A 22,180-nucleotide genomic window follows, 5' to 3' on the forward strand; every position below is an offset into this window, starting at 1 on the left:
TGATGTTGCTAAGTAAATGACCTTCTTTACTGAGTCATCAGATGAAAAGATTTTCCTTTTCTTCGTTGAATGGCGTATTACGCTATTCAACGACTCAATCGCATTTGTTGTATAAATAGCATGACGTATTTCGGCTGGATAGCTAAAGATCGTTCGGATATTTTCCCAATTGGCCCGCCAGGATTCTCCAATTTTGGGATACTGGTGATTCCATTGATCACAGAAGATGTCTAGGGACTTTAAAGCATTTTCCTCTGTACTTGCCTGATAAATCGCTTTCAGACCCGACGTAACAGCCTTGTAGTCTTTCCAGCTTACAAATCTCAGGCTATTGCGTACAACATGCACAATACACAGTTGAATATCAGTATGAGGGTAAACAGAGGCTATCGCGTCAGGAAAGCCTTTTAATCCATCTACACAGGCAACAAGAATGTCCTGTACTCCTCGATTTTTTAGCTCTGTCATGACTGACAGCCAGAATTTGGCACCTTCTGTCTGAGCAATCCACATACCCAGTAATTCTTTTTGCCCATCCATATTGATGCCTAAAGCAAGGTATACGGACTTGTTAATCACATTGGAGTGCTGACGGACTTTGACAACAATACAGTCAAGATAGACAACAGGATAAAGGCTATCTAAGGCTCTATTTTGCCACTCAGTCACTTGCTCAATCACAGCATCGGTAACTTTGCTGATGAGAGATGCTGACACATCGGCATCGTACATTTCTTTGAAGAAGGCTACAATTTCCCTATTAGTCATTCCTTTTGCATACAGTGAGAGGATTTGGTCATCCATACTGGTGATGCGTGTTTGGTGCTTTTTGATAATTTGTGGCTCAAATGAACCTTCTCGATCACGGGGAATATCTAAAGCCAGTTGTCCATCTTGAGTTGTAATGGTTTTAGAACTAAACCCATTACGGCTATTTGAGCCTTTCTTGGGCTGATGCTTTTCATAACCGAGATGGTCTGAAAGTTCAGTATTGAGTGCAGTTTCAATCATGAATTTTTTAAAGACTGCTGTCATTTGGTTTAAGTCTTCTGGTGTTTTTAGACCTTTAGCCAATTCGGCAGCCATACTTTTGATTGTTGCTTCATCCATGTGAAGTACCTTTTGTAATTATCCTCTGAAGGATAAATGAAAATTAAGTACTTACACAAAATTTAGAACAGTCCCGTTAGCTGCCTAGCATATCCCAAGTGAAAGTCTCCTGCTAATTCAGCACATATCAATGAATATATTTTCTTCTTGATCCTCTCTCGCTTTAACAGCTGAAAAAAGCTCTCAGCAACAGCATTACCATGACAGTTTCCTCGTCTACTCATACTGCTTTCAAGATTATGATGTTTGAGAAATGTTTGCCATTCATGACTGGTGTATTGGCTGCCTTGGTCAGAATGAATCAGGACTTTGTTCTTTGGGTTTCTTCGCCACAAAGCCATCAATAACGCATCTAAAACCAGATCTGTCGTGATTCTGGATTTCATAGACCAGCCAACAACAAGACGTGAAAACAGGTCAATCACAACTGCGATATATAGCCACCCTTCATGAGTACGGATATCTTGCGAAGCAGTGCTTCTCATGTCAGTCACCCACAGCTGGTTGAGCTGAGTTGGATTAAATTGTCGATCTAAAGTGTTTGCGGCAACGACAGCCGGAGCACCAGCGTGAGCTCTAGGTTTACGATAACCGCGCTGAGATTTAAGACCATCTGCTTTCATCAGCCGATGTACTCGATTAATCCCACAACTTTCACCAACATCTTTCAAATCACAGTGAATCTTGCGATAGCCGTAGATACCAACAGATTCCAGCCAGAATCTGTTTAATCAATCCTGAAAGCTGTTGCCGTTTCCGCGCAGTTTTACTGGTGGGTTGCTTTAACCATGCGTAATAACCACTGTGATGAACATCTAAAGTTGAACATAAACGACGAACAGGCCATATATGCTGATTGTCCCGAATAAAGGCGTACCTCATTTGGACTGGCTTGCGAAGTACACCACGGCCTTTTTTAATATGTCCCTTTCTTCAGTAACCCGTTGCAGCTCTTTTTTTAACTTTGCTAATTCTGCCCTTGGATCATTAGATTCTGTGATCTTGGGCTGCTGTGGATCATAACGTTTAATCCAGGCATACATACTATGGGTGGTGGTTCCCAAACGTGCAGCAACTTCGGCCACACTATGGCCTTTCTCAGTAACTTGCTTTACTGCTTCAATTTTGAATTCTTCAGGGTATCGTTTACTGCTCATAAGCACCTCGTTAATTAGCCATTTTATCTAACTAAAAGGTGTCTACAAAATCGGTGGCTATTCACCCTTTTTTACCCAAGTAAATTTCAACAACTAAAGATTACTACTGTAATCTTTAGTTACGTAAGTGTCCGCTAGCGAATCCATTTAAATACAAGCTAGTACAATTAAACAATTAACAAATCTTTCTCGATGTCATTTTCCGCACTCATTTCAGATTCGTCATCTACCCACACTTTGTGTTCTACATCTTGAATTAAGCTACTCATTCCATGTGTAGGTTTTATGCCCATTGCATCAAGTTTTTCCTTTAATGACATAATCATATTTTCACGTTCAATGAACCAACTCGATGCAAAGCATCTCCAGAATGTCCATCCTGCGCGTTCTAAAGCACGTTGACGAGTCATGTCATCATGCCATTGTTCTGGCCCATGATAGCTATCACCATCACATTCAACAGCCAAACGCTGATCACCATCTGACTCAACGACTAAATCGATTCGATAGCTTCCAACCTTAACCTGTGGAGTAACTGTGTAACCCATTTCATGGAGTGTCGTAAATACAGATTTTTCAAACTCCGATTCACACAAATCTAATTTTGCTTCAAATGATGCTTTTTGATCTTCTTGCAAATCATAAAAATGATTGAGTAAATTCAGCCTTAGATCTTTTGGAGATATATGATCACGACTCACGGAATGGACGAGATACATCCGTTCACGAGCACGGCTTGCAGCCACGTTAAATCTCTGTTCATGATCGGATCGACTCAAAGCATGACAATTCTGAGGATCTGCTACCATAGATAAGAAAATAATATCTCTTTCTGCACCCTGAAATGCTGAAGCATCCCCACAAGCAAATTGAACTTGGGTAAGAGTCCCTGCACCAAATTCATTCAAAGCTTCTGATTGAATGAACTCAGCCTGCGCCGGTCCCAACAATGAGATCACACCGATTGATCTATTTGCGTATCGTTCATCTTTAAGAAGAAGTTTCATTTCCTCAATAATTGCTTTCGCTTCTATTCGATTAATATGTTTGCTATTTTTAGATTCTCTATACCCCTGCGGTGTATAAATTGCGACTAAAGCTGGACTTAACTGCTCAGATTTCTTCGATAATCGCATTGGCTTAATACGGTTACCATAAAAGTTTTTATTGCTGTAACTAATGATCGCAGGATGACAGCGGAAATGCTCTAGAAGCATCACACTTGACTCATAGATAGAAGAAGCCATGTCGTATAAAGACATATCTGGTGTTAAATATGCAGCATGTGGCTGACCATGTAGATAACGATTTCTTAATACATCAATTTGAGCACTTGCTAGACCGACATTACTCGGAGAAACTTGTTTATTATCCCCCACTACTAATAATTTTTTAGCACGCATTAAAACAGGTAATACGTCAATTGATGATTGTGATGCCTCATCCACAATCACTAAGTCAAAGAGGCCTAATTCAGCAGGCATAGATTCAGATACCTGAAGATGTGACATGACCCAGCAAGGAATAGCTGCTGTTGCCTCTTTAAGGGCTACTTGAGCATCTTTTCTATAACGTGGAGCATTCTTACCTGTCCCTTTTCCATAGTGTTGTACAGCAATTTTATAACGCTGTAATGCAACTAAAATTTTGTCTGAGGCATTTTCCTTTAATGCCAGCCATGTCTTGTTTGCTGCCAATTGAGCGTAATTTTGAGATAGATTCTTCTCGTGAATACGACGGTGCTCATACAAATTTTCAATTTGACTTGTATTACTGATGGCTATTACAAAAATCTCAAGACGTTTCCATTCCCAAGCCTCTAGCAATGTATTACGTAATACAGGATCTTCAATTTCTTCAGCGTACGGAACTTCCAGAATATGTTTACTAAGAATCAAAGCATTTGTTTTACTCAATCTAATACTGGCGGATTTAACTCTTTCAAAATCTTCTGTTAGATCTTTTAAATGTGATAATTTTTTTAATAGATCAGCATAATCTCCAAGTTCACTTTCATGTAATGAATCGGAATCAATCTGAGATACAATTTTTTTTAACTGATTTGATATTTTATTACCAAACTCTGATAAATAAAGGATTTGATCAGCCAGTTGTTGTTGATAGACTTCTAAATTAAATATTTTTAACTTCTGCCCTAACAATTGAATCAAGTCATCAATATTTTTAGGTAATCCGTAGAAATCAAAAGATTTAGCTCTCTTAAAAGCTTTTAAATAATTCGTATTAAATAGATCCAAATATTTATTTTTCAAATCTAGGCATTTTTGGGTTCTACTGATGAGCTGCGTGAACTCTTTTAATATTTCATCGATATTACGATTATTTAACTCAATTAAAGGAATGTCTAATTGTGCTGCAATACTATTCCATTTGCTCATAAAGATGTTAAGAGTCTGCTTTCTATCAAGATATTCTTTAAGTCTTTTCCATTCATCTGATGTATCAGGATATTTTCCAGAAACTTTAATTGACTTAAAAAGGTCTTGTAATTCAGCAGTACCAAAATGATACCAATTAAATGGCTTACCTGTATCAACAGCACGTTGAACAGCTTGATATTCTTTTGAGTTTGGTTGTATCTCAAAATTCAGCTCTATGGGATCAATTAGTAGCGTTTTCCTGTATTCCAATAAAGGCTGAACTTCTTGAATAAGGTTACTATAGATATCAAGTTCCATAGCCTTATCTTCTGCATTTATCTTCTTGAAATAGCTCAATAACCATGGTTCTGCTTGATCAAGAACAAAGTTTAGATCTTCTAGATAAATCTTCAACCAATCTCTTAGCTCATTAATTTCTGATTCAGAAATAGTTTCCTTGAAATTATGTAGGTCATTTTGCTTTAAGAATTCCTCAATCTCATCTTTTTCTTTTAAGAACTCACTTAATTTCTTCAGGCTCGCCGAATCTAACAGCTTTTCAGGAGCTGGTAGAGGTCCATAATTTATGTATGGTAAGTTTGTACCTATTTTCTTCCTTGAGTCTCTCAATTGAATCAACTCAATCTGGGAAAAAGGAAACTGGTCTTTTTCCTCCAAAGTTAATTGGTCGGTAAACCATTCGCAGGATACTCTACTTTCTAATACCGTTTTCACGATATCCATAGGTAATTTTTTATTACCATCTACTTCAATATTCTGATAATGCTTTTCTGCAAAGTTATATATTTCTCGATCAATCAAAGCCATTTCATGATGGTTATGATCTATTTGATGTTTTAGAACTTCGATCGTTTTTCGAACTTCTGCAACATTCATTTGGGTAATTTTTTGCACAATCAAATCGATTGAAGATTCAAGCTGATTTTTACTTTCTTTGCTTGAACCAATGCGACTGACTACCAAAGGCTTTAATTCATCAGGAATCTTTTCATGTACTGTTTTAAGGACATGTGACTGCTGTGCAGTTACCAGTACTTTTTTACCATTCGCCAAATAGTGACAGATAATATTGGCAATACTATGTGTTTTACCTGTACCTGGTGGACCTTGCACCACTACACCACTGCTGATTAGCAGATTCTGGACAATAGTAATTTGTTCTTTGTTATAAGGCAGCGGGAAATAAAGCTCTTCAACTTTTGATCCGAATCCCTCAGTACCAGAACGCCCTCTAAAACTATAAGTCTCTTTTTGATTAATATCGCTTTTTAATTCTGTCACTAACGATAAAGGTTGTTCAGGTATAGCCACTGAAGGGTCATTAAGTTTAGTTTTTAATAACTCAATGTCATCGCTTAAAATAGAATTTCTTTTAGGACGACTAAACAGTACTGATGTTAATGTCACCGTTAGATTTTTGGATGGTATAGCCCTATTTTCTGCCTCAACAATTGCTCCTTTTGAAAAAATATTCGCGACGAAGGCATTAACTATATCAGAGTAAGTTTCCCCTTCAAATAGGCGTAATGAGCGACCATTATTTAAGTTTTCTTTTAAGGTTACTTTTACTTGTCCTGAAGTAGGCAGATCATCCTCTAATAAGATGGCATCCATTTCTATATTGGCACGTGTATCTTTGGCACCTACACGTATTAATCCATTTTTTTCTATCTCCATTTCTAACGGGATAGTAATAAGAGGATATGAGTAAGATTTTTGAGTCGTTGGAAGTACCCAGTCAACTAAGCCAAAGCCTGCAACAATTTCTTCACCATCGCCTGTTCCACCTAAATTAATCGCGGTATTCCATGAGAATAATTTATCGTAAACAACAATAGATTTTTTAATCTCATCGTTATTTTGTTTCCAATCTTTCCAAATATTTTGATAACTTTCGAATTCTTTGAATAGCTTCTGAAGTAGGTCAATTTTAGTAATCAAATCACATGCCACGCTACTGTAGGGCAAACGGAATTGATGAACTCCTTTAAAAAATACAATCTTATTTAAACTAGAAAAATTAACAGTGGGTTCTTTTTCGGCATCAACATGAATATAGGAAGAGAGTATTTGAGATGGTTTCGGCATCGATTGAAGCTGTAATCGTTCAATTTGAAACCACCAATCGTCATCATTCAGAATTTTTAAGCCACGAAGTTTTTCTAGATCATGAGAATAAAATCTATTACCACTCATTTCATATTGAATTTTTTGAGTATCCTCAGCTTGATGAGATACATAATCCAACAATTGAATCAGTTTATTTTTAACAATATTATTTAATTCAAGTTCAGAGTTCATCATTGGTCTTTCTAAATTTTTAACTGACGGGATTATAGCTAAAGACCAGCAAAAGGCTTCATTTTGTGAAAATATATCTTGATTTTGATATAAAAAAGCATTCACTTCTTTCTTTTCAATACCAAGAGTTTTAGCAATTTCTCTAGCAGTAAGTTTGGGCTGTTTAACCAAAATAGCTGTTATTAAATCCTTCATGTGATTCATATTTCCTAATCATTTCAAAAGCTTTTCTCTTTAACTGATTTATACAGAATCAACTCAACCCACACCCAGAGCTTTAAATACCGCATCCACCGGATCTGCATAAAAGCTGGTCTGGAACTTGGTAAACAGTTCTACAGGAATCGTTGGGATATCTGCCGCACTACTCATTGGCAAAGCAACCTTCTTGGCACCCGCATCAAAAGCAACTTGCAGACATTCGGCAATACTTTCCACCGGTGTCACAGAACCACCCAAGCTTATATCACCCAGTACCACCATCTGACTTTGTACCGATCGTCCTAACAGGCCAGAAGCGAAAGCTACTAAACTTGGCAGAGCAAGATGACTGAGTGGTCCGGTGTTCTGTAATTCAACCACATGTAAGTGGAAGTCATGTTCCATCACCTTACTGCCACCCGAGATTCGAGATGCATTGGCCTTGAAGTAGTCAAATGCGACCTTGACCTGCTCCTTGGCACTGCTTGAATTCCATAAGCCTGATGTCGCCAGCTTTCCTGAACCTTTGGTGACTTGAAGTTCTAAGCGGTATAACCCTGGCATGCCTTTATTACTGAGCCCGATGGTATATAAGAAACCTGGCTTGGCTGGACCTTCGGGAATCAGTCCACCTCCACCCTGCTCTTTGACTGAAACAAAGTGCTCTTCAAGCGTGTCATTATCGATGTAGCTGAAATGCACATCATAGAATTCCATGCCACCAATTTTTTTCAGCTGTTCTTTGACCCGACGACGTACCTGCAGGGCATATTCCAGACACTGGCGTACATCTTCTTTATTAAACTGACCGTGTGGGTAGAGCAACTTCATCAATCCGGAAACCGTCTTGCGAACGGCGATCACATCACGTTGATTCAGGTTGTTGCCGAGTTTGAAGTACTTCTCAATGGCATCTGCAAAGCTACGCTTACGCATTTCCCGGAAGAACTCAGCTAGATAATCAACGATCAATCCATAACGGTTGGTGAAGAACTCCGGGCGCATCTTCGGAATTTCCCAGCCGGGGATATAAGCATGAAAACGATCGAAGAATGCCGAATCGATCATGGCTTCAGGGAAAGGTGCCAATAGATGGCTGGTTTTGACCAGGGATTCCACGCTTTGGTTGATATTACCCACAAAAACCATTGAAGCAGAGGCTTCCATCTGTTCGCGGCCACGGGCAAAAGACCCTGAGGCCATGTAATCTTTCATGATCTGTACGCCATCTTTGTCCTTAAAGGAAATACCGGCGACTTCATCAAAGGCTACCACATCCCATAAGCCAACCAGACCAATACGGCGGCTACTCATGTTATAGAATAGGTTGGCGACAGTCGTTTGCCCACCGGAGACTAAAATACTATTCGGTGAACATTCTTTGTAAATATGGCTTTTCCCGGTACCGCGTGGTCCCAGTTCACAAACGTTATAGTTATTTTCAACGAACGGAACCATACGTGCTAATAGCTGCCATTGCACGTCCTCTTTTAGCGAAGCCGGTTCCATGCCGATCGAACGGATTAAACTCTCGCGCCACTGATCAGTGCTTAATGCTGCTCTTCCACTGAAGAGTTCATCCATATTCATATTCGGCATTTGAATCGGCTTGAGTAGGCTCACACCAAATGGAGAATTTGACTGTCCTTCATCAAAATAATAACTGAGTGTTGCAATCACCCAGATACCACCAACGAGTAATTTTTCATACTCTTTGACGATGCCTGCCGAAATCTCAGCATCTTTAATACCTAGATTACTGAAAGAGGCTTCGTATTTGTCCTTACGCTCATTCAGCTTCACGGTAACTCGGTCAATGACCTTATAACTGCCACGTTCACGAACCAGGGATTTTACTTTCTCCGCTTCATCCGGGCGGACATAATTCTCTGCCAGAACGGTCTTTACGTTACGCAGCCCCTGTTCAATGATCTCAGGGTCATCCGAGGCACAGTAAATCCCCAATAGGTACTCGAGCACATAGACAGGGACATTGGCCCCTTCTTTGATCAGTTTAGTCAGATCCTTACGTACCACCCGCCCAGCAAAGTGTTCATTCAGCAGCTGATCCAGTTCTTTATCGTTAGCAGATTCCATGTAGGCTACGCTCTATCGTTAATTCGTTATCAGAAGAAGTCATCGGTAAATGCCAGATCAATGCTGACCTTATAGCGCTGCATTTCGATATTCAGGTCTTTGTCCTTCAGCACCAAGAAGTAATCTTTCTTACGGTCAAAATCAGTGCCAGACAAAGACAGTCTGACCTGTTTTACCCGTTCCGCAATAGAGTCGGTACTGCTATCAAAGGTCAGAGTTTCTTCACTGGAAACTTTGACATCCCCATCATAAATGGCAATCGACAGGGTTACTGGCATGACCAGTTCACTGACAGCTTCAGTTTGCATCAAATCAAACTTCTGGATGTTATTGACCATCTTCAGCGTAGATTTGGTAGAAATGACCTCAACTTTACGCTTGGTTCGCTGTCCAGCCTTTTCACCACGTAGCTGTTTCACTGTCAGTACCGGCACCACAATTTCCTGAGGCATGATGCCGCCATGCACGAAACGTGAACCTCCTACAAAATGGAAACGGTTTGCCCCTTTTGGAATCCAGAAATCAGTCGCAGATAATGTACCTGCCGTAGCTTGGGTTGAACCTTTCCAGGCTTCTTTGCTCACTGGCAAACCATGTCCGATCACATAACGCTTCTTGCTCTTCAATACATTGGCAGGTTTTTCAGTCAAGATAGAACGATCCGCAGATTCCAGTTTACTTTGCTGGAACAAGAACCCATGGTCAGCTGTGATCAACAGGGTAGAAATATTGAAATGCAGTAAGATTTTACGGCTTAGCTCGGTCAGCTCTTCAATGGCATGTTCCACGGCCATAAAAGTTTCTGATTCTGTCGAGACGCTGTCACCGCGTGCATCAATGACGTTATGATAAACATAAATCAGATCATGGTCTTTAAGTGCTTCACGGCCTTCATCACGCGACCAGCCTTTTACCGTTTCAGCGGTCACGGCTAGACCATTATAGGCTGCCAGAATTTTGGATCGTGCTGCAGTTCCTTTGCTGGACTGTCCATCTACTAAAACATCATCCCCTGCACTCTCTTTGTACTCCAAAGTCTGGTGTGGCAGTAATGAGGCCATGCCGAGTGTGGTATAACTTGGCACAACTCCCAGCTGTGAAGACAAAGTCGCTTCTGAATAACGCTTTTCATTGATACGATCACACACCTCTACTGCAGCTTCATAGCGGAAAGCATCACTGATGATCACTACAATACGGCGTTTCGTTGCAGAACCCAGTAGGGGTCTGACATGGGTATCATAGAAGTTCTGCTGATTTGGGATATCTGCTATTTTCCAGACATTCAAGCGTTGTTCAGCTTCAATCCGCTCTCCCCAGTTGCACGCCAGGTAATCGATAAACCAGTAGGAATAGCAATTTTCGATTTCTTCATCGAGTTTTTTCAGGATATCGACATGAGCTCGTTGTGAGGCTGTACTGTAGTGGCGATAGGTCATATCAAAGCGATACAACTCCTGCTCGTAGGCTTTATACAAGGCTTCACTGGAGTCGAAATAGAACCCGGAATCAAACTGCTGTCGCAGGCTGAACAGGTCAATGGCTGCCTGCAACGCTGTATAGACCGTGCGATATTTACGGCGTGTTGCATCATCCTTATGTTTGGAAGCCCAATAGCCATCCAGACGGGTAGAAATAATCGTTCTGAAATGTTCCAGTTCAGCTTGGGTTGCTGCAGGGATATGACTGGCCAAATCAACAATAATCTTTTGTTCAATCACTTCAAAGGTCATGACATCGAGCAGCTGTTCCAGATCAAAAGCCCCGACCTTCTCCTGGATCCGCAGTGCATTGGCCACGGTCTGGGAGAGTGTATCGAAGGTTGGGTAGTATTTGGAGCTGTCTCTCCAGCGTGACAAAAAGGCTCTAGCCGTCGCACGTGAACTGACAGATGACATCACCAGTTCTTGAGCCCATAGCGGTATATCGCCCAGGCTTTCACAGAAACCTGTGCTCATCAACCGGATAAAGAACGTACCGAGCTTGAATGGTGCTTCCCCATTCAATTCTTCAACCGATGCTGGATAACCAATTTCCGTCTGTAATGCGGTAATTAAAGCTGGCACCAGTTGGAATTTTTCCAGTTCAGCAAAGGATTCCGGATTGACTTCCAGAGCCAGGTTCTGCTGTACCACTTCATCTGCCAGTGCCAGAACGATATGCATGAGTTCGACACTGTCAGCCTTGACCACAGCTGCAATCATAGCCATGTCCAGATCCTGTGCATCTGCATCAGACTGGATATAGCGTTTTAAGGTGCTCAGACGGGCTTTGGCTTTGAGGAATTCTTCACGTTTAGCCAGATGTTCTCTTAAACTTTGTTGCTGTAGCCCAAGCTCATTAAAGATAATCGAGAAACGATCGGCATAGAAACTGCGAGAATATAGCTTAATGTCCAGTAGCCAGTCTTTTTCGGTTTCAGGCTCTGGACTTGGGAAATACAGCAAGTATTTACCCTGCTGATCCTCAAGTTCCAGTTTGAGCTTGATCGCCAAACTCGACTCTTCTGCCATATTTAGAATATGGACATCATTCAGCTTTAGGGCTTTGATTTCTTCAGTAAATGACTGTTCTGCATCGTACCAAAAGACAATCCGATGCTGTTCAGTATAAAAGGCTTGTTCCAGACCTTGTTTTAGTTGATCTAAATTCATGGCTTACTATCACCCACAATGTCTTTAATTTCTTTAACTTGGCCAATCATTTCTTTTAAGTTTTGAATTGAAGACACCCCCTCTTTTTGCTGCTCTACTTTTTGTTTGCTGGGTGGCATATATATGGTTTGCACAGAATCCATAATTAACTTGTCTTGATTAGCAGTCTCTTTTAATTGTTCTGCATAAGAATTAACTGTAAGTGCAACTGCGGACTTAAATGCATACTCTTCCTGAAAGTTACGCTCTTTGGTGTATTGAGAAGTCGTAAAGAAAAACAATCCCAATACAGGCAAGGTTTTTATTGAATTTATTAAAAGCAACTGCCAGCTAATCGATGCAGGATCAACTCCCCAAAATAGATAGACGATCCAAAAAGCGGATACTAGTGCTATAGTAGGAATACTCCATTTCCAAAATTTAATTGAATCTGTTAATTCAGTTTTCCTTTGCTTAAACGTTTCAAACAGAGATGCACCAACTTCTCTACCTATTAGATCATCTAGATATTGATTCCGTTGTTCAAAGTATGCGTGTTTGCTCTCTACAAAGGTAAGCTTAGATTTGAAATCCTGTTTAAGAGTTTCAAAATCATTTTTTTGTTCTAAAATATTTTGCTCTATGTTCTCAAAAGTCGTTTTTAACGTTTGTAATTGTGCACGTGTCTCGATCAACAGTTGATCTGAATCCGCTTTTTTCTCTTCAGATGCCTGTAATAAAGAATTTATTTTTTCAATTAAGACCGCAGCCTGACTCTGCAGATTAGTAATTTCTGATGAGTGATTTCGACTCGCAGTTACTAACGCCTCTATTTCACTTAATTCACTTCTTTTTACGGAAGTAAAAGAATCCAAATCATCTTTGCTAGTTTCTAGTACTTTCAACAAAGTCTCTAATCGTTGTGATGTGGCTTCTAGATGAGTAGAGACTAACTCGATACGTTCTTTATCTTGCTGAACAGAGAGTTCCGAACTTCGAAAATATTTCCGTTTACTTTTCTCCCAAAACCCATTTATTGCCTGGTAATGAATTAAACGATTAAGATGTAAAACCGCAGCAGGGAAATTTCGATTATTAATATTTTGTAAATAACCAGCTAGATCTTGATTTAAATCTGCACCACCATATTCATTTTGAAATTGATAACTATATGGTAAAGCTTTAGCAAATACGGTATCGATCTCTTCTTTAAATTGGTTGAAAACCTTATTAGATGCACTGAGAAATTCTTGTGCTGTATATTCACCAATCTGAACATTGCTTAGGTCTGATATATGAGAATGCTGTTGAGCAAGAATATTTGAAAGCCCGAGCGCATAATAAGCTTCAATATGTATCTTTACCTGATCAATTTGAGCTTTATTCATTCTGTTTTATCACCCGTAATCGCTTTAACTTCAGCTAACAAGTCCCCAAACTTGCCGTAGTTTACTTTCACCCCATCATCGAGATCTAACGTAATACGCTGATCGGCATAGTGACGTAATTTTTCTTCAAAAGTACTCAGTTCAGCCTGTTGCTTATGCAAGTCTTGCAGTTTTTTCTCGATACGTTTGATTTCAGCCGCAGAGTCACTGCTTTCTTTTGTTGTTTCCAGAGAATTAGCATAAGCAGCCATTTTGGAAATCAGCGGCATGACGTATTCGGTACGCATACGCGCCAAAGTGCTTTCGTTATAGCGGTGCAAGTACACCAATGCCTGGAAAGCGCCTTGTTTACCACTGCTGAATAACCAGTAGATCGGGCGCTTTTTATAGGTCTGCATGTGGTCTTTATAAAACTTACTAGCAAGATAACGGCGGATCGTGTCTTCCGCTGTTTCGTTGGCTTTTTTGTCCAAGCTTTCTGCCAACCACTGCATATTGGCATCCAGTGTATCTTTACCCCACACTGCAGTTAAGAACTCTCGAATACGGTGCGTTGCATCGTCTTCAAACCAGTGCATTTCAGTCAATGGAATAATGCCGTCAGCATCGGCTGGGAATTTCAGATAACGGTTGGCATCGAAGTCTTGATTGCCTGCATGGGCATAGATCAAACCTGGTTCATCTAAGCTATAACGTCCCATCATGCAGCCAAGTACATAAGACACTAAACGTTGGCTGTCTTTTTCACGGTCGGCACGGGTTAAAGTGATTTGCTCATCAGGAACATCTGGCGTTAATTCATCCTGTAAACCATAAGCATCAATAAACAGCTTATTGTTTTCTTCTTCTAGACGTTTCATTTCTGCCACAGCGTCAGCATTTTGCTGTTGCCATGTGTTAAACGCTTGTTCTAGGTTTGACTGCTGCGTACGAATGATTGGGTTTTGAGTAAAGTCCCATGAGGTTTCGTATACATTCCAGTCATCTCTTGCAAATTTAATCATCTCCTCTACATTTTCTCTTGCCTGATTTGAGGCTGAGAAAGGAACATAAGGCAATTGAGAGATTACACCTGCTGTTGTATTCATAGTAGGATTTATTATTATTTTCAAAAATTCTAGTACAGGTGAATTCATAAGTCCTATAATTTCAAGGAGTTCATTATTTCTAGCAAATAAACTATCAGCTGCCTGATCAAAAATATAACCATTATCCATATAACGTACACTAAATGTCCCAGAGCCAATCATTGACCAAGATATGCCATTTCTAAAATAATATTGAAGATTTTTTATTGTTCGTGTTGGGCTACCATATAATTTTTTTGCAAGCGCAAACATTTCTTCACCATCATTTTCCCAGTTAACTAAATACTCATTATTTCCATACCATTTTCTAAATTCTCCACCTTTATTATACGGGAACCACTTTTTATTAGAATTTTTCGCATCTTCCCTATTTATAGAACCAAATGCCATTTTTTGATTGCTAACTTCTGCCCATCTTCTAATGAACTTATTATTATCATTTGTTGCCAACCCACGACGTGGTTCTGAAATCTCTCCTAAAAGCTTATTTCCAGAAAATAAATTTCGAGTCTGTATATTTACCCAATAAGCAATAGGACTACCAGGAATTTTCTTAAAATCATCTTGAATCGTAGAGTCAAAACGATTAAGTCCTGATCTTAGTTCTGATTCTTTTTGATCCTGCCCTGTATCTACAAGTCTAAAAAATACTGGCTTAAATCCATTTATATGTTGCCCTTGCATCACAAAAGCTGTTGTTTGTACGACTTCCCCTGATATTTCAGGAAATGCTCGAGCACCTAAATGTGCCATGGTTTGAATTGTACGATCTTGTAATAACTTTTCACGCATCGCTTCATAAGATGACAAGAACATCCAGCTTTGCATGGTTACCATACTGTTAAAACCACTTTCTTTACACCATCCAAAACCACGTTCAATAAACATGGCAAATAGATCTGACTTGCTGTCAGGGAATTTCTTCTTGGCAAAATCTTTTAAGGCTGTATTCATGCCTTTGCCACCCATATACGGCGGATTCGCAATCACAGCATCATATTGCTTTGCTAATAAATTCGCTTGCTGCACTAAAGGTAATAACTCCTGTGCTGACTGCTGTGCAAAAATATCCCCTGACGCTAATGCTATATTGAGCTTTGTTTCTAAATCAGGCAGCTTTTTAGCGAATACTTCAGGCACCTGAATCAAAGACCCAAAAGTTGAAGCATGTTCAAATAATTCTAGCAATTCTTTTAAATCCGCCTGCGCAATACCAGTGTTTGCCAAATCCTGACTCAATGCGTCTAAACGTTCAGGTTGGCTGTCTTGCAACGCAATAATATTCAGCTTCGGTGGATTGCTAAATAAACGGCGGTCATCCTCACGCGCTTTCATCAGCAGTGCAAAACTGGCCAACTGTGCCGCACGGGTATCAATATCAATGCCGTACAGGTTGTTTTCCAGAATCAAACGTGGAATATCACGGCTGCGGTAACCACGTTCTAAATAAATGGCTTTCAGGCAATCATAGGCTTCCACCAGAATATGCCCCGAACCACAGGCCGGATCTAGCACCGTAATGCTTTCAGGGTTTAAAGTATCGCCATCTTCACTAATACGAACATCAATCAGCTGTTTCAGCTGTGCATTGACCTCATCCGTTTGTTCAGCGGGTTGAATATAATATTCCCAATTATTGGCCAGCGTACTGTCAGGCTGTGCCATCATCCATAAACGGCCAACACTGTTCTGTACCAGATATTTTACAATCCAGTTCGGGGTGAATAACTGTGTCGCGGCAGGAATGTCCTCACTCTTGACGACTTTACCAATCACCTGGTCTTTCTTTTCAGAAATATAGAACTGATACAGCCAGCCAATAATCTGTACATCCGACCAGTCTTCTTCTGGAATGCTGCTGACCAGATCACGGATCAAGGAATCGGTTTTGGTGAGGTTATCCGGTAACAGCAACTCAGATTCATCAGAAACCTGTTCAAACAATAATGGCATGACCTGATTCAATGCATGACACTGAGCCAGTAACAGCTCTCGGTACAGCTCTTCGTCTTTATTGCCATCCAGCTTGAGTTCAGCCACACGGCTAGCATCTAAACCCGGTAAGTCAATATCCAGACACTCTTCCAGAATCTGCGGCAAGCCTGCACTGCCATCGGCACTGCTCAGTACACGACGACCATGATCCAGCAAGCCTTTGCATTCCATGTAGCGAATCGCACAAAGACGGTTAAACCAGCTATAAGCGATATAATCGATGGTCTGCTCAAAACTGCTGGTTTGAATGCGCTTGATCAGCTTTTCACGCGGTTTCATTACTGACAGGGGAAAAACCTGATCGCCAATCAGCAACAAGTCGCCTTTCTGCTCTGTTGGTAAAGTGCGGTCTGCGGTGATGCCGTATTTGGCCGACTGCTTGCGCATGGCTGCGATAAAATCATTGCGTGCTTGCGGTGCGTATTTTTTAATATTACTGGTATTCATCTTTAAACCTTTAATTAATGACTGATGCCAATATCCCTAACCCGAGTTAGCGGATACGCACACGCTTTTTATCACTCACGATTTTTTTCAGTTCAGCTTTGAGTGCGTCTACAAACTGATCCACTGACTCTTCTGTTTCCAGATAGACACTGCTGGAGCTTTTGCTGTAAATGCTAGCAACATCAACTTCGACTACCGGTTTCGGTGGCACTACGGCTGTCACAGGCTGTACCGGACTCGCAGCAGGTGTTGATGTAACTGGGCTGGAGGTGGTTGCAGTGTTGGTTACACTCTCGGCTTTGCTCTGAGCCAGTTGTGCCGCTTTGGCCTGACGCTGGATTTCCGCCTGAACTTCGCTCTCCAGCTCATATAAGGCTTCATCAAAACGCTCCACGGCGGTTTGGGTTTGCAGCATATAGATGGTGGACAGGCTAGTTTCCACTTCAATATCCGTTTTCAGCAGTTGTAGTGGGCGTAATAGCTTGTTACTCAGCTCAGCGGTAGCGATGCCACTGTTTTTAATCTCGGCTTCTAACTGTTTGATCTTGTCATCAATTTGCTCTACCGCATGGCTACGCTTCTCACTCAACAGTCGCTCATTGACGCTTTCAACTGTGCGAACTAAATCAGCGATTTTATTTAACAGGCCGTAGGGCGATTCAAGGGTTGAAATATGATGTAATTCGGAGAGGGCTTTTTTAGCGAGCTCATCACTGCCCAGCGCCTGTTTGTTTTTCTCAAAATGACGTAAGGCCTGTTGCAGTTGTTGCCAGCTTGGCATCTGATTACTAAAGAATTCATGAATGTCACGATAATCTTCTTCCAGATCCAAATAGTCGTCCTTGTGATCAACCACGGCCTTAAAGAAATCGAAGCTGTCGCTATTCGCCAGCAGACGTTCCAAAGTCAGAATCAACTTTTCAATCACTTTCTTGCCTGGGAACTGTCCGACATCTGTTTTGCTTTTGTACGACTTAAAGTTGGCTAACCAGTTTTTAAAATGTTGGGTATAGAATTCAAATAGCTCTTTCTCTGTCGCTGGTCCCATAGCCGAGAATAGATCTTGGGTCAGTTGGCGTGCCTGTTTCAACACCTGATCATCAGTCTGGCGCTTTTTAATGATCGACACATCGCGTCGACGGCGGCTGTTTTGTAAAGGCTCAAAGGCATCTTTTAACTGCAAGCTGCCACCATTTAACTGCAGTGAAATCCGCCCCATTGCCGCCAGCTGACCTACCAGCAATAAAATCTCGGCATCTGGCCAGCCATAAGGGCGTTTAGCAAAACGATCCACCACATCCGATACCAGAATACGTTCTGTACCTGTTGCCCGCAGCGAGATGTACTGTTCCACTTCTTGTAGGGCTTTCGGATTCGTTTGACCACCATCCAGAGACAATCCGAGCTGCGCCATATCATCGACAGTCAAGACGGCGTTCAGTTCACGCCAGGCATCCTGCTGATAGACTTGCAAATAGCTCAGTTTGGTATAGGTATTTTCAAGCAGATAACGACACGCCTCATCCAGCTTGGTGGAAGGGCTAGAAGATGAAAGTTGTAGATGTTGACCCAAGGCATAACTTTCCGCATCTAGCAGCATTTCTTCAACCCGGGCACGCAGGCGTTTTTTACGCTCCTGATTCTCACGGCCACGGTCTGCCAGGATACGGCTGATATCCGATTGGGTGCCATCATCATTTAAGCGGATGAATTTATTGGTTTTCAGCCAGGTGCGCAGTTCATTAAAGAACTGTTTATCGTCTGCCAGTTTAAACAGCACTTGTCCTTCGTCCTGAGTACTTTTACCAATACAGTAAGCTTCAGTGTAGAGGTTGTATTCCGTATCAAGCGGAGAAATAATTTCAACTTTCAAATCGCTCTCATACTTCCCATCCAGGCTATGGCTATCTAGGAAACGACCAATCTGATAGTCCATCTTGTTGGCTTGATGGCGGTATTTGTTCTGATCGCGCAGTAAATCTTTAAAGATCAGATTGGCTAACTCTTTATTTTCTTCTGAAGCAGCCAGATCAGTGGCTTTAATTTTGCGGGTGATATCGCGCTCTTCATTGGTGAGGAACAGGAACTCATCACCATTGCGGGTAATCAGGCTCTCTTTTTCCAGACGCAGCAGGCTTTCTTCAATACGCTTGCGTAATGCCAGCTTGTCTTCGTCAATTTTCTCAATCGACAAAGTCACCAGGTTATCCAAGGTCCCTTTGATGATATCGACATAGCGGATCATAAACAGCGTGCGCAGCATCTGTACGTCAAAACTATCTAGGGTTTGATTCTGCCCTGCCTGGTCGATGGTGCGCTTCACTGCAGTATCCAGAAATCCTTCCACTGAGGTATAGAAGCGGTGGAAAGGAACCAGTGCACCGACTTCATCTGTAGCAATCGCATTCGCGGCCATCTGGAACGCATCCAGCATGGACCGTTCACCATAGGCCAAGTGTGCACCGGTCGCACCGACTTTACGGATTTCTTCAAATACTTTTTGCACCAACTGGAAATGGTACGGCGCAAAAGGATAGTTATGGATAAAGCTGTCTGGACCCTCATAGTTGTTGAGTGTTGGGCCTGAACGGTCAAAGGTAATCTGGTTTTTTAAAATATCGCCCTTTTGCTCAAACACCGATCTGAGCAATGCTTCTGCTTCCGGGGTTTTACGTAATAAACGTTTCTGGATGACTTCATCGGTATTGGAACTGGACAGTGATAAACGGGTTTTAAAACGCCCAGCAATCTTGGAGAAATCATTGGCTTTGGAAGAAGACATCTCACCTAGAACCGCGTCGATGTCCGCCTGTGAGGTGACGACAATCCAAGCACGGCCTTTACAGATCGTACCAAGGTTTTCAGTAATGGTCTGTAAAGTCAGCATCAAGCGGGTATCGCTGCCAATAAACTGCCCCACTTCATCCACCAGGAACAATATCCGTTGCTGTGGTCCTTTGCTATCTAAGTATTCTTTCACCCACTGACAGAAGTTTTCGACCGAAACACTAAAGGTCTGCTCAGAATCCTCAAACCATTTATGCGCAGCTTCAGCAGATAAGTTGAGGGCTTGGGAAATCGCGGTTTCGACATCATCCTGATAGAACTGATAGCCGTCACGCTCCTCTAGCCAGGACATACCGCTGGATTCCTCAAACGCCTGTTTAAAGCGTTCGTAGACACCTTTCTGGCTCAGGTGACGTTCCATATGGGCAATATGTGGATGGTCAGCACTAAAACCCTGATACTCGTTAAACACGCGTAAAAACACATTCAGGATCGGATTGCCATCATCATTGGAGCTGGCTTTACTGTCGATGTTAAACAGGATGACATCGGCATGATGGCTGACGGCCTTGCCAATATCCGCACGGATAAACGCATCACGAATTTTGCTTTCATCAAAGAATTCTGCAGCACTGCGTTCGTTACCTTGCGCATCGCGTGCCACTTTATTGGCCAGAATATACGACAAGGTTTTCAGGAAATGTGATTTACCTGAACCAAAGAAGCCTGAAATCCATACGCCGACACGGTTAGCAATCGAAGGATCGCTCAGGTCTGTGCCATAAGACTGGAAAAAGTCCCGAAAATGCTTTTCCAGTTCATTGGTGACCACATACTCATCGAGTTCCTGATAAACCGTGGTATTGTCATTCTGGTCTGCTTTTACGACCCCGTTAATTGCACGATCTAATGGCTTGTAAAAAAGCTCTTTAATATTCATCTCAATCAATTCCCCCGAATTCTTATTTCTATTTGCCGTGTTAAGGCACTAATCTGAATGCTCTGTAGTAATTGTTGCTTGGAATTTTTCCAAATAAACTCATGGCTTGACCATCGTAATAACCTGGGTAAAACAGCACGACCGGCTTATGCCCCAGTAACGAATGTAAACTGTTCAATAAGTGATGGGCACGTAACAGTGGCCAAACCGAACCTACCCCAGTCATCAACACAATATCTTGCGCATTGGTGGCATATTTACTCACCAGATAGGGCGCGAACTTATCCATATGCAGTGGGCCTTTCAGCGCTTTGAGCAGCGCCTCATCGCCTTTGTCTTTTTGCATTTGAATGGCTTTATCGATGAAGTTACGCTCAGCCAGATAATCCACCACGGCTTGCAGCAGGTTGATATTCACCACCTTCAGCTGACTGTGTTTTTTCTCCAGCATCCCGTCTAGAAAATGCAGATATTCGCGCACTTTCAACTCATCTTCAGGTGCATAATCAAAAATCCAGAAGCCAATTTCATTGCCCAGTCCTTGCCCGGTGAGAAACTCGGTGGAAAGAATTCGCTCTGGAATCTGGTTCAGACGCTCATGTATTTTTTGACTCATTGCTGCCCCTCTACAACTACCGCGTCCATAGCGACACTTCCATAGATCTTTTAATGCGTTGTTTATAATGTTCTTCCAACAGGCTACGCAGCTCTGCTCTGACGATCACACGCTGCAACTCCAGCTTACGGGTATTTTTTAAGTAACCGGCTTCTGCCAGGATGCGAAACACCACCTGCCCCATTTTTTTCTTGCTGGACTCTTTCCAATCACAGATATCAAGATCGCGTTGTGAACGCTCATCCAGAAAGTCTGACCAAATATAGCTATCCAAGTATTGAGCCTGGGAGATATAGGCCTCTCTCATCACCGTTTCCATAAACTCAAGCAGCAACAGGTTGCGTTCCAGTGCCCCACAAAAAGCCACCTGAGTCGCCAGCTCATCATCCCCATCCCGCAAAGCTTTCCAGAAATCAGGCTCTAAGCGCTCCAGACGCTTACGAATAGCGGTGGCATTGCGTTGAGCTGAAGCAGGCGTTCTTTTTTGCAGAATATTGTCAATCTGAATTGCCTGATGCCATTGTTCTGGAGTCGCTTCTCGTAATAACAGATCCGCGATCAGCCGGCTTTCACGCACCATCAGGGAACCGCCAATCAGGTCACTGTCATAATAAAATTGTTCTAACATAGCCAATCTCCTATGAAGCTTGATCAAACAGGTAAGACGACAGCTTTTCGATATCTGAACCTTGTAACACTAAGGTATATTTCAAGGCATCTTCCGCCTCAGCCAGCGTGATCGCGGCCTGATATCGCTGCAAGGTATAGTGAGCCAGGGCTTTTTTCACCGGAATCTGTAATCTGCCATCAGGCATGCAGAAGTCTTTTTCGACCAGCGCTTTTTGAGCTTCATTCAATTTTGGATTGGGATCAGCGTCAGTACAATTTCTTCATGCCATTGCTGATCCTGAGCAGGGTCTACTGACTCAATCGCCACCACAACAGGTGTGCGATCAATTCTGGAGAGTAAAAAGTCCTTAAACTGCTTGCTCTGATGGCAATAGGCACGGACATGCCA

General features: G+C 41.8%; 9 protein-coding genes and 2 pseudogenes. All 11 read right to left on the reverse strand.

Features of this window, described 5'->3' with window-relative positions:
• The coding region (locus tag ACINWC323_RS02520) for an IS256-like element ISAba26 family transposase (RefSeq protein WP_009506471.1) at positions 1–1,110 on the reverse strand (1,110 nt) is incomplete at its 3' end.
• A 131-nt stretch (positions 1,111–1,241) separates the two neighbouring features.
• Positions 1,242–2,267, reverse strand: a pseudogene (locus ACINWC323_RS20440) (IS3 family transposase); the annotation flags it as partial.
• A gap of 167 nt (positions 2,268–2,434) precedes the next feature.
• Positions 2,435–7,165, reverse strand: coding sequence for a PDDEXK-like endonuclease domain-containing protein (locus ACINWC323_RS02510; RefSeq protein ID WP_000653919.1), 4,731 nt, complete (start codon positions 7,163–7,165; stop codon positions 2,435–2,437).
• Positions 7,166–7,228: 63 nt separating this feature from the next.
• Positions 7,229–9,268, reverse strand: coding sequence for a protease Lon-related BREX system protein BrxL (brxL, locus tag ACINWC323_RS02505; protein ID WP_000443160.1), 2,040 nt, complete (start codon positions 9,266–9,268; stop codon positions 7,229–7,231).
• Positions 9,269–9,297: 29 nt separating this feature from the next.
• Positions 9,298–11,922, reverse strand: a complete 2,625-nt coding sequence (gene pglZ, locus ACINWC323_RS02500; RefSeq protein ID WP_009515160.1) for a BREX-1 system phosphatase PglZ type A — start codon at positions 11,920–11,922, stop codon at positions 9,298–9,300.
• Positions 11,919–13,289: a hypothetical protein gene (locus ACINWC323_RS02495; RefSeq protein WP_001030448.1), complete on the reverse strand. Its 1,371-nt coding sequence runs from the start codon at positions 13,287–13,289 to the stop codon at positions 11,919–11,921. The genes pglZ and ACINWC323_RS02495 overlap by 4 nt, the downstream gene beginning before the upstream one ends.
• Positions 13,286–16,819, reverse strand: a complete 3,534-nt coding sequence (gene pglX, locus ACINWC323_RS02490; protein WP_001098044.1) for a BREX-1 system adenine-specific DNA-methyltransferase PglX — start codon at positions 16,817–16,819, stop codon at positions 13,286–13,288. The genes ACINWC323_RS02495 and pglX overlap by 4 nt, the downstream gene beginning before the upstream one ends.
• Before the next feature lie 46 nt (positions 16,820–16,865).
• Positions 16,866–20,546, reverse strand: coding sequence for a BREX system P-loop protein BrxC (gene brxC, locus ACINWC323_RS02485; RefSeq protein ID WP_002120185.1), 3,681 nt, complete (start codon positions 20,544–20,546; stop codon positions 16,866–16,868).
• A gap of 40 nt (positions 20,547–20,586) precedes the next feature.
• Positions 20,587–21,162, reverse strand: coding sequence for a DUF1788 domain-containing protein (locus tag ACINWC323_RS02480; protein ID WP_000078544.1), 576 nt, complete (start codon positions 21,160–21,162; stop codon positions 20,587–20,589).
• Between the two features lie 16 nt (positions 21,163–21,178).
• Positions 21,179–21,790 (reverse strand): DUF1819 family protein, encoded by a 612-nt coding sequence (locus ACINWC323_RS02475; protein WP_000893011.1) that lies wholly within the window; start codon positions 21,788–21,790, stop codon positions 21,179–21,181.
• A gap of 10 nt (positions 21,791–21,800) precedes the next feature.
• Positions 21,801–22,180, reverse strand: a pseudogene (locus tag ACINWC323_RS0119345) (BrxR family transcriptional regulator); the annotation flags it as partial.

Origin of the sequence: Acinetobacter sp. WC-323, assembly GCF_000314615.1 — a bacterium.
GTDB lineage: Bacteria > Pseudomonadota > Gammaproteobacteria > Pseudomonadales > Moraxellaceae > Acinetobacter > Acinetobacter courvalinii.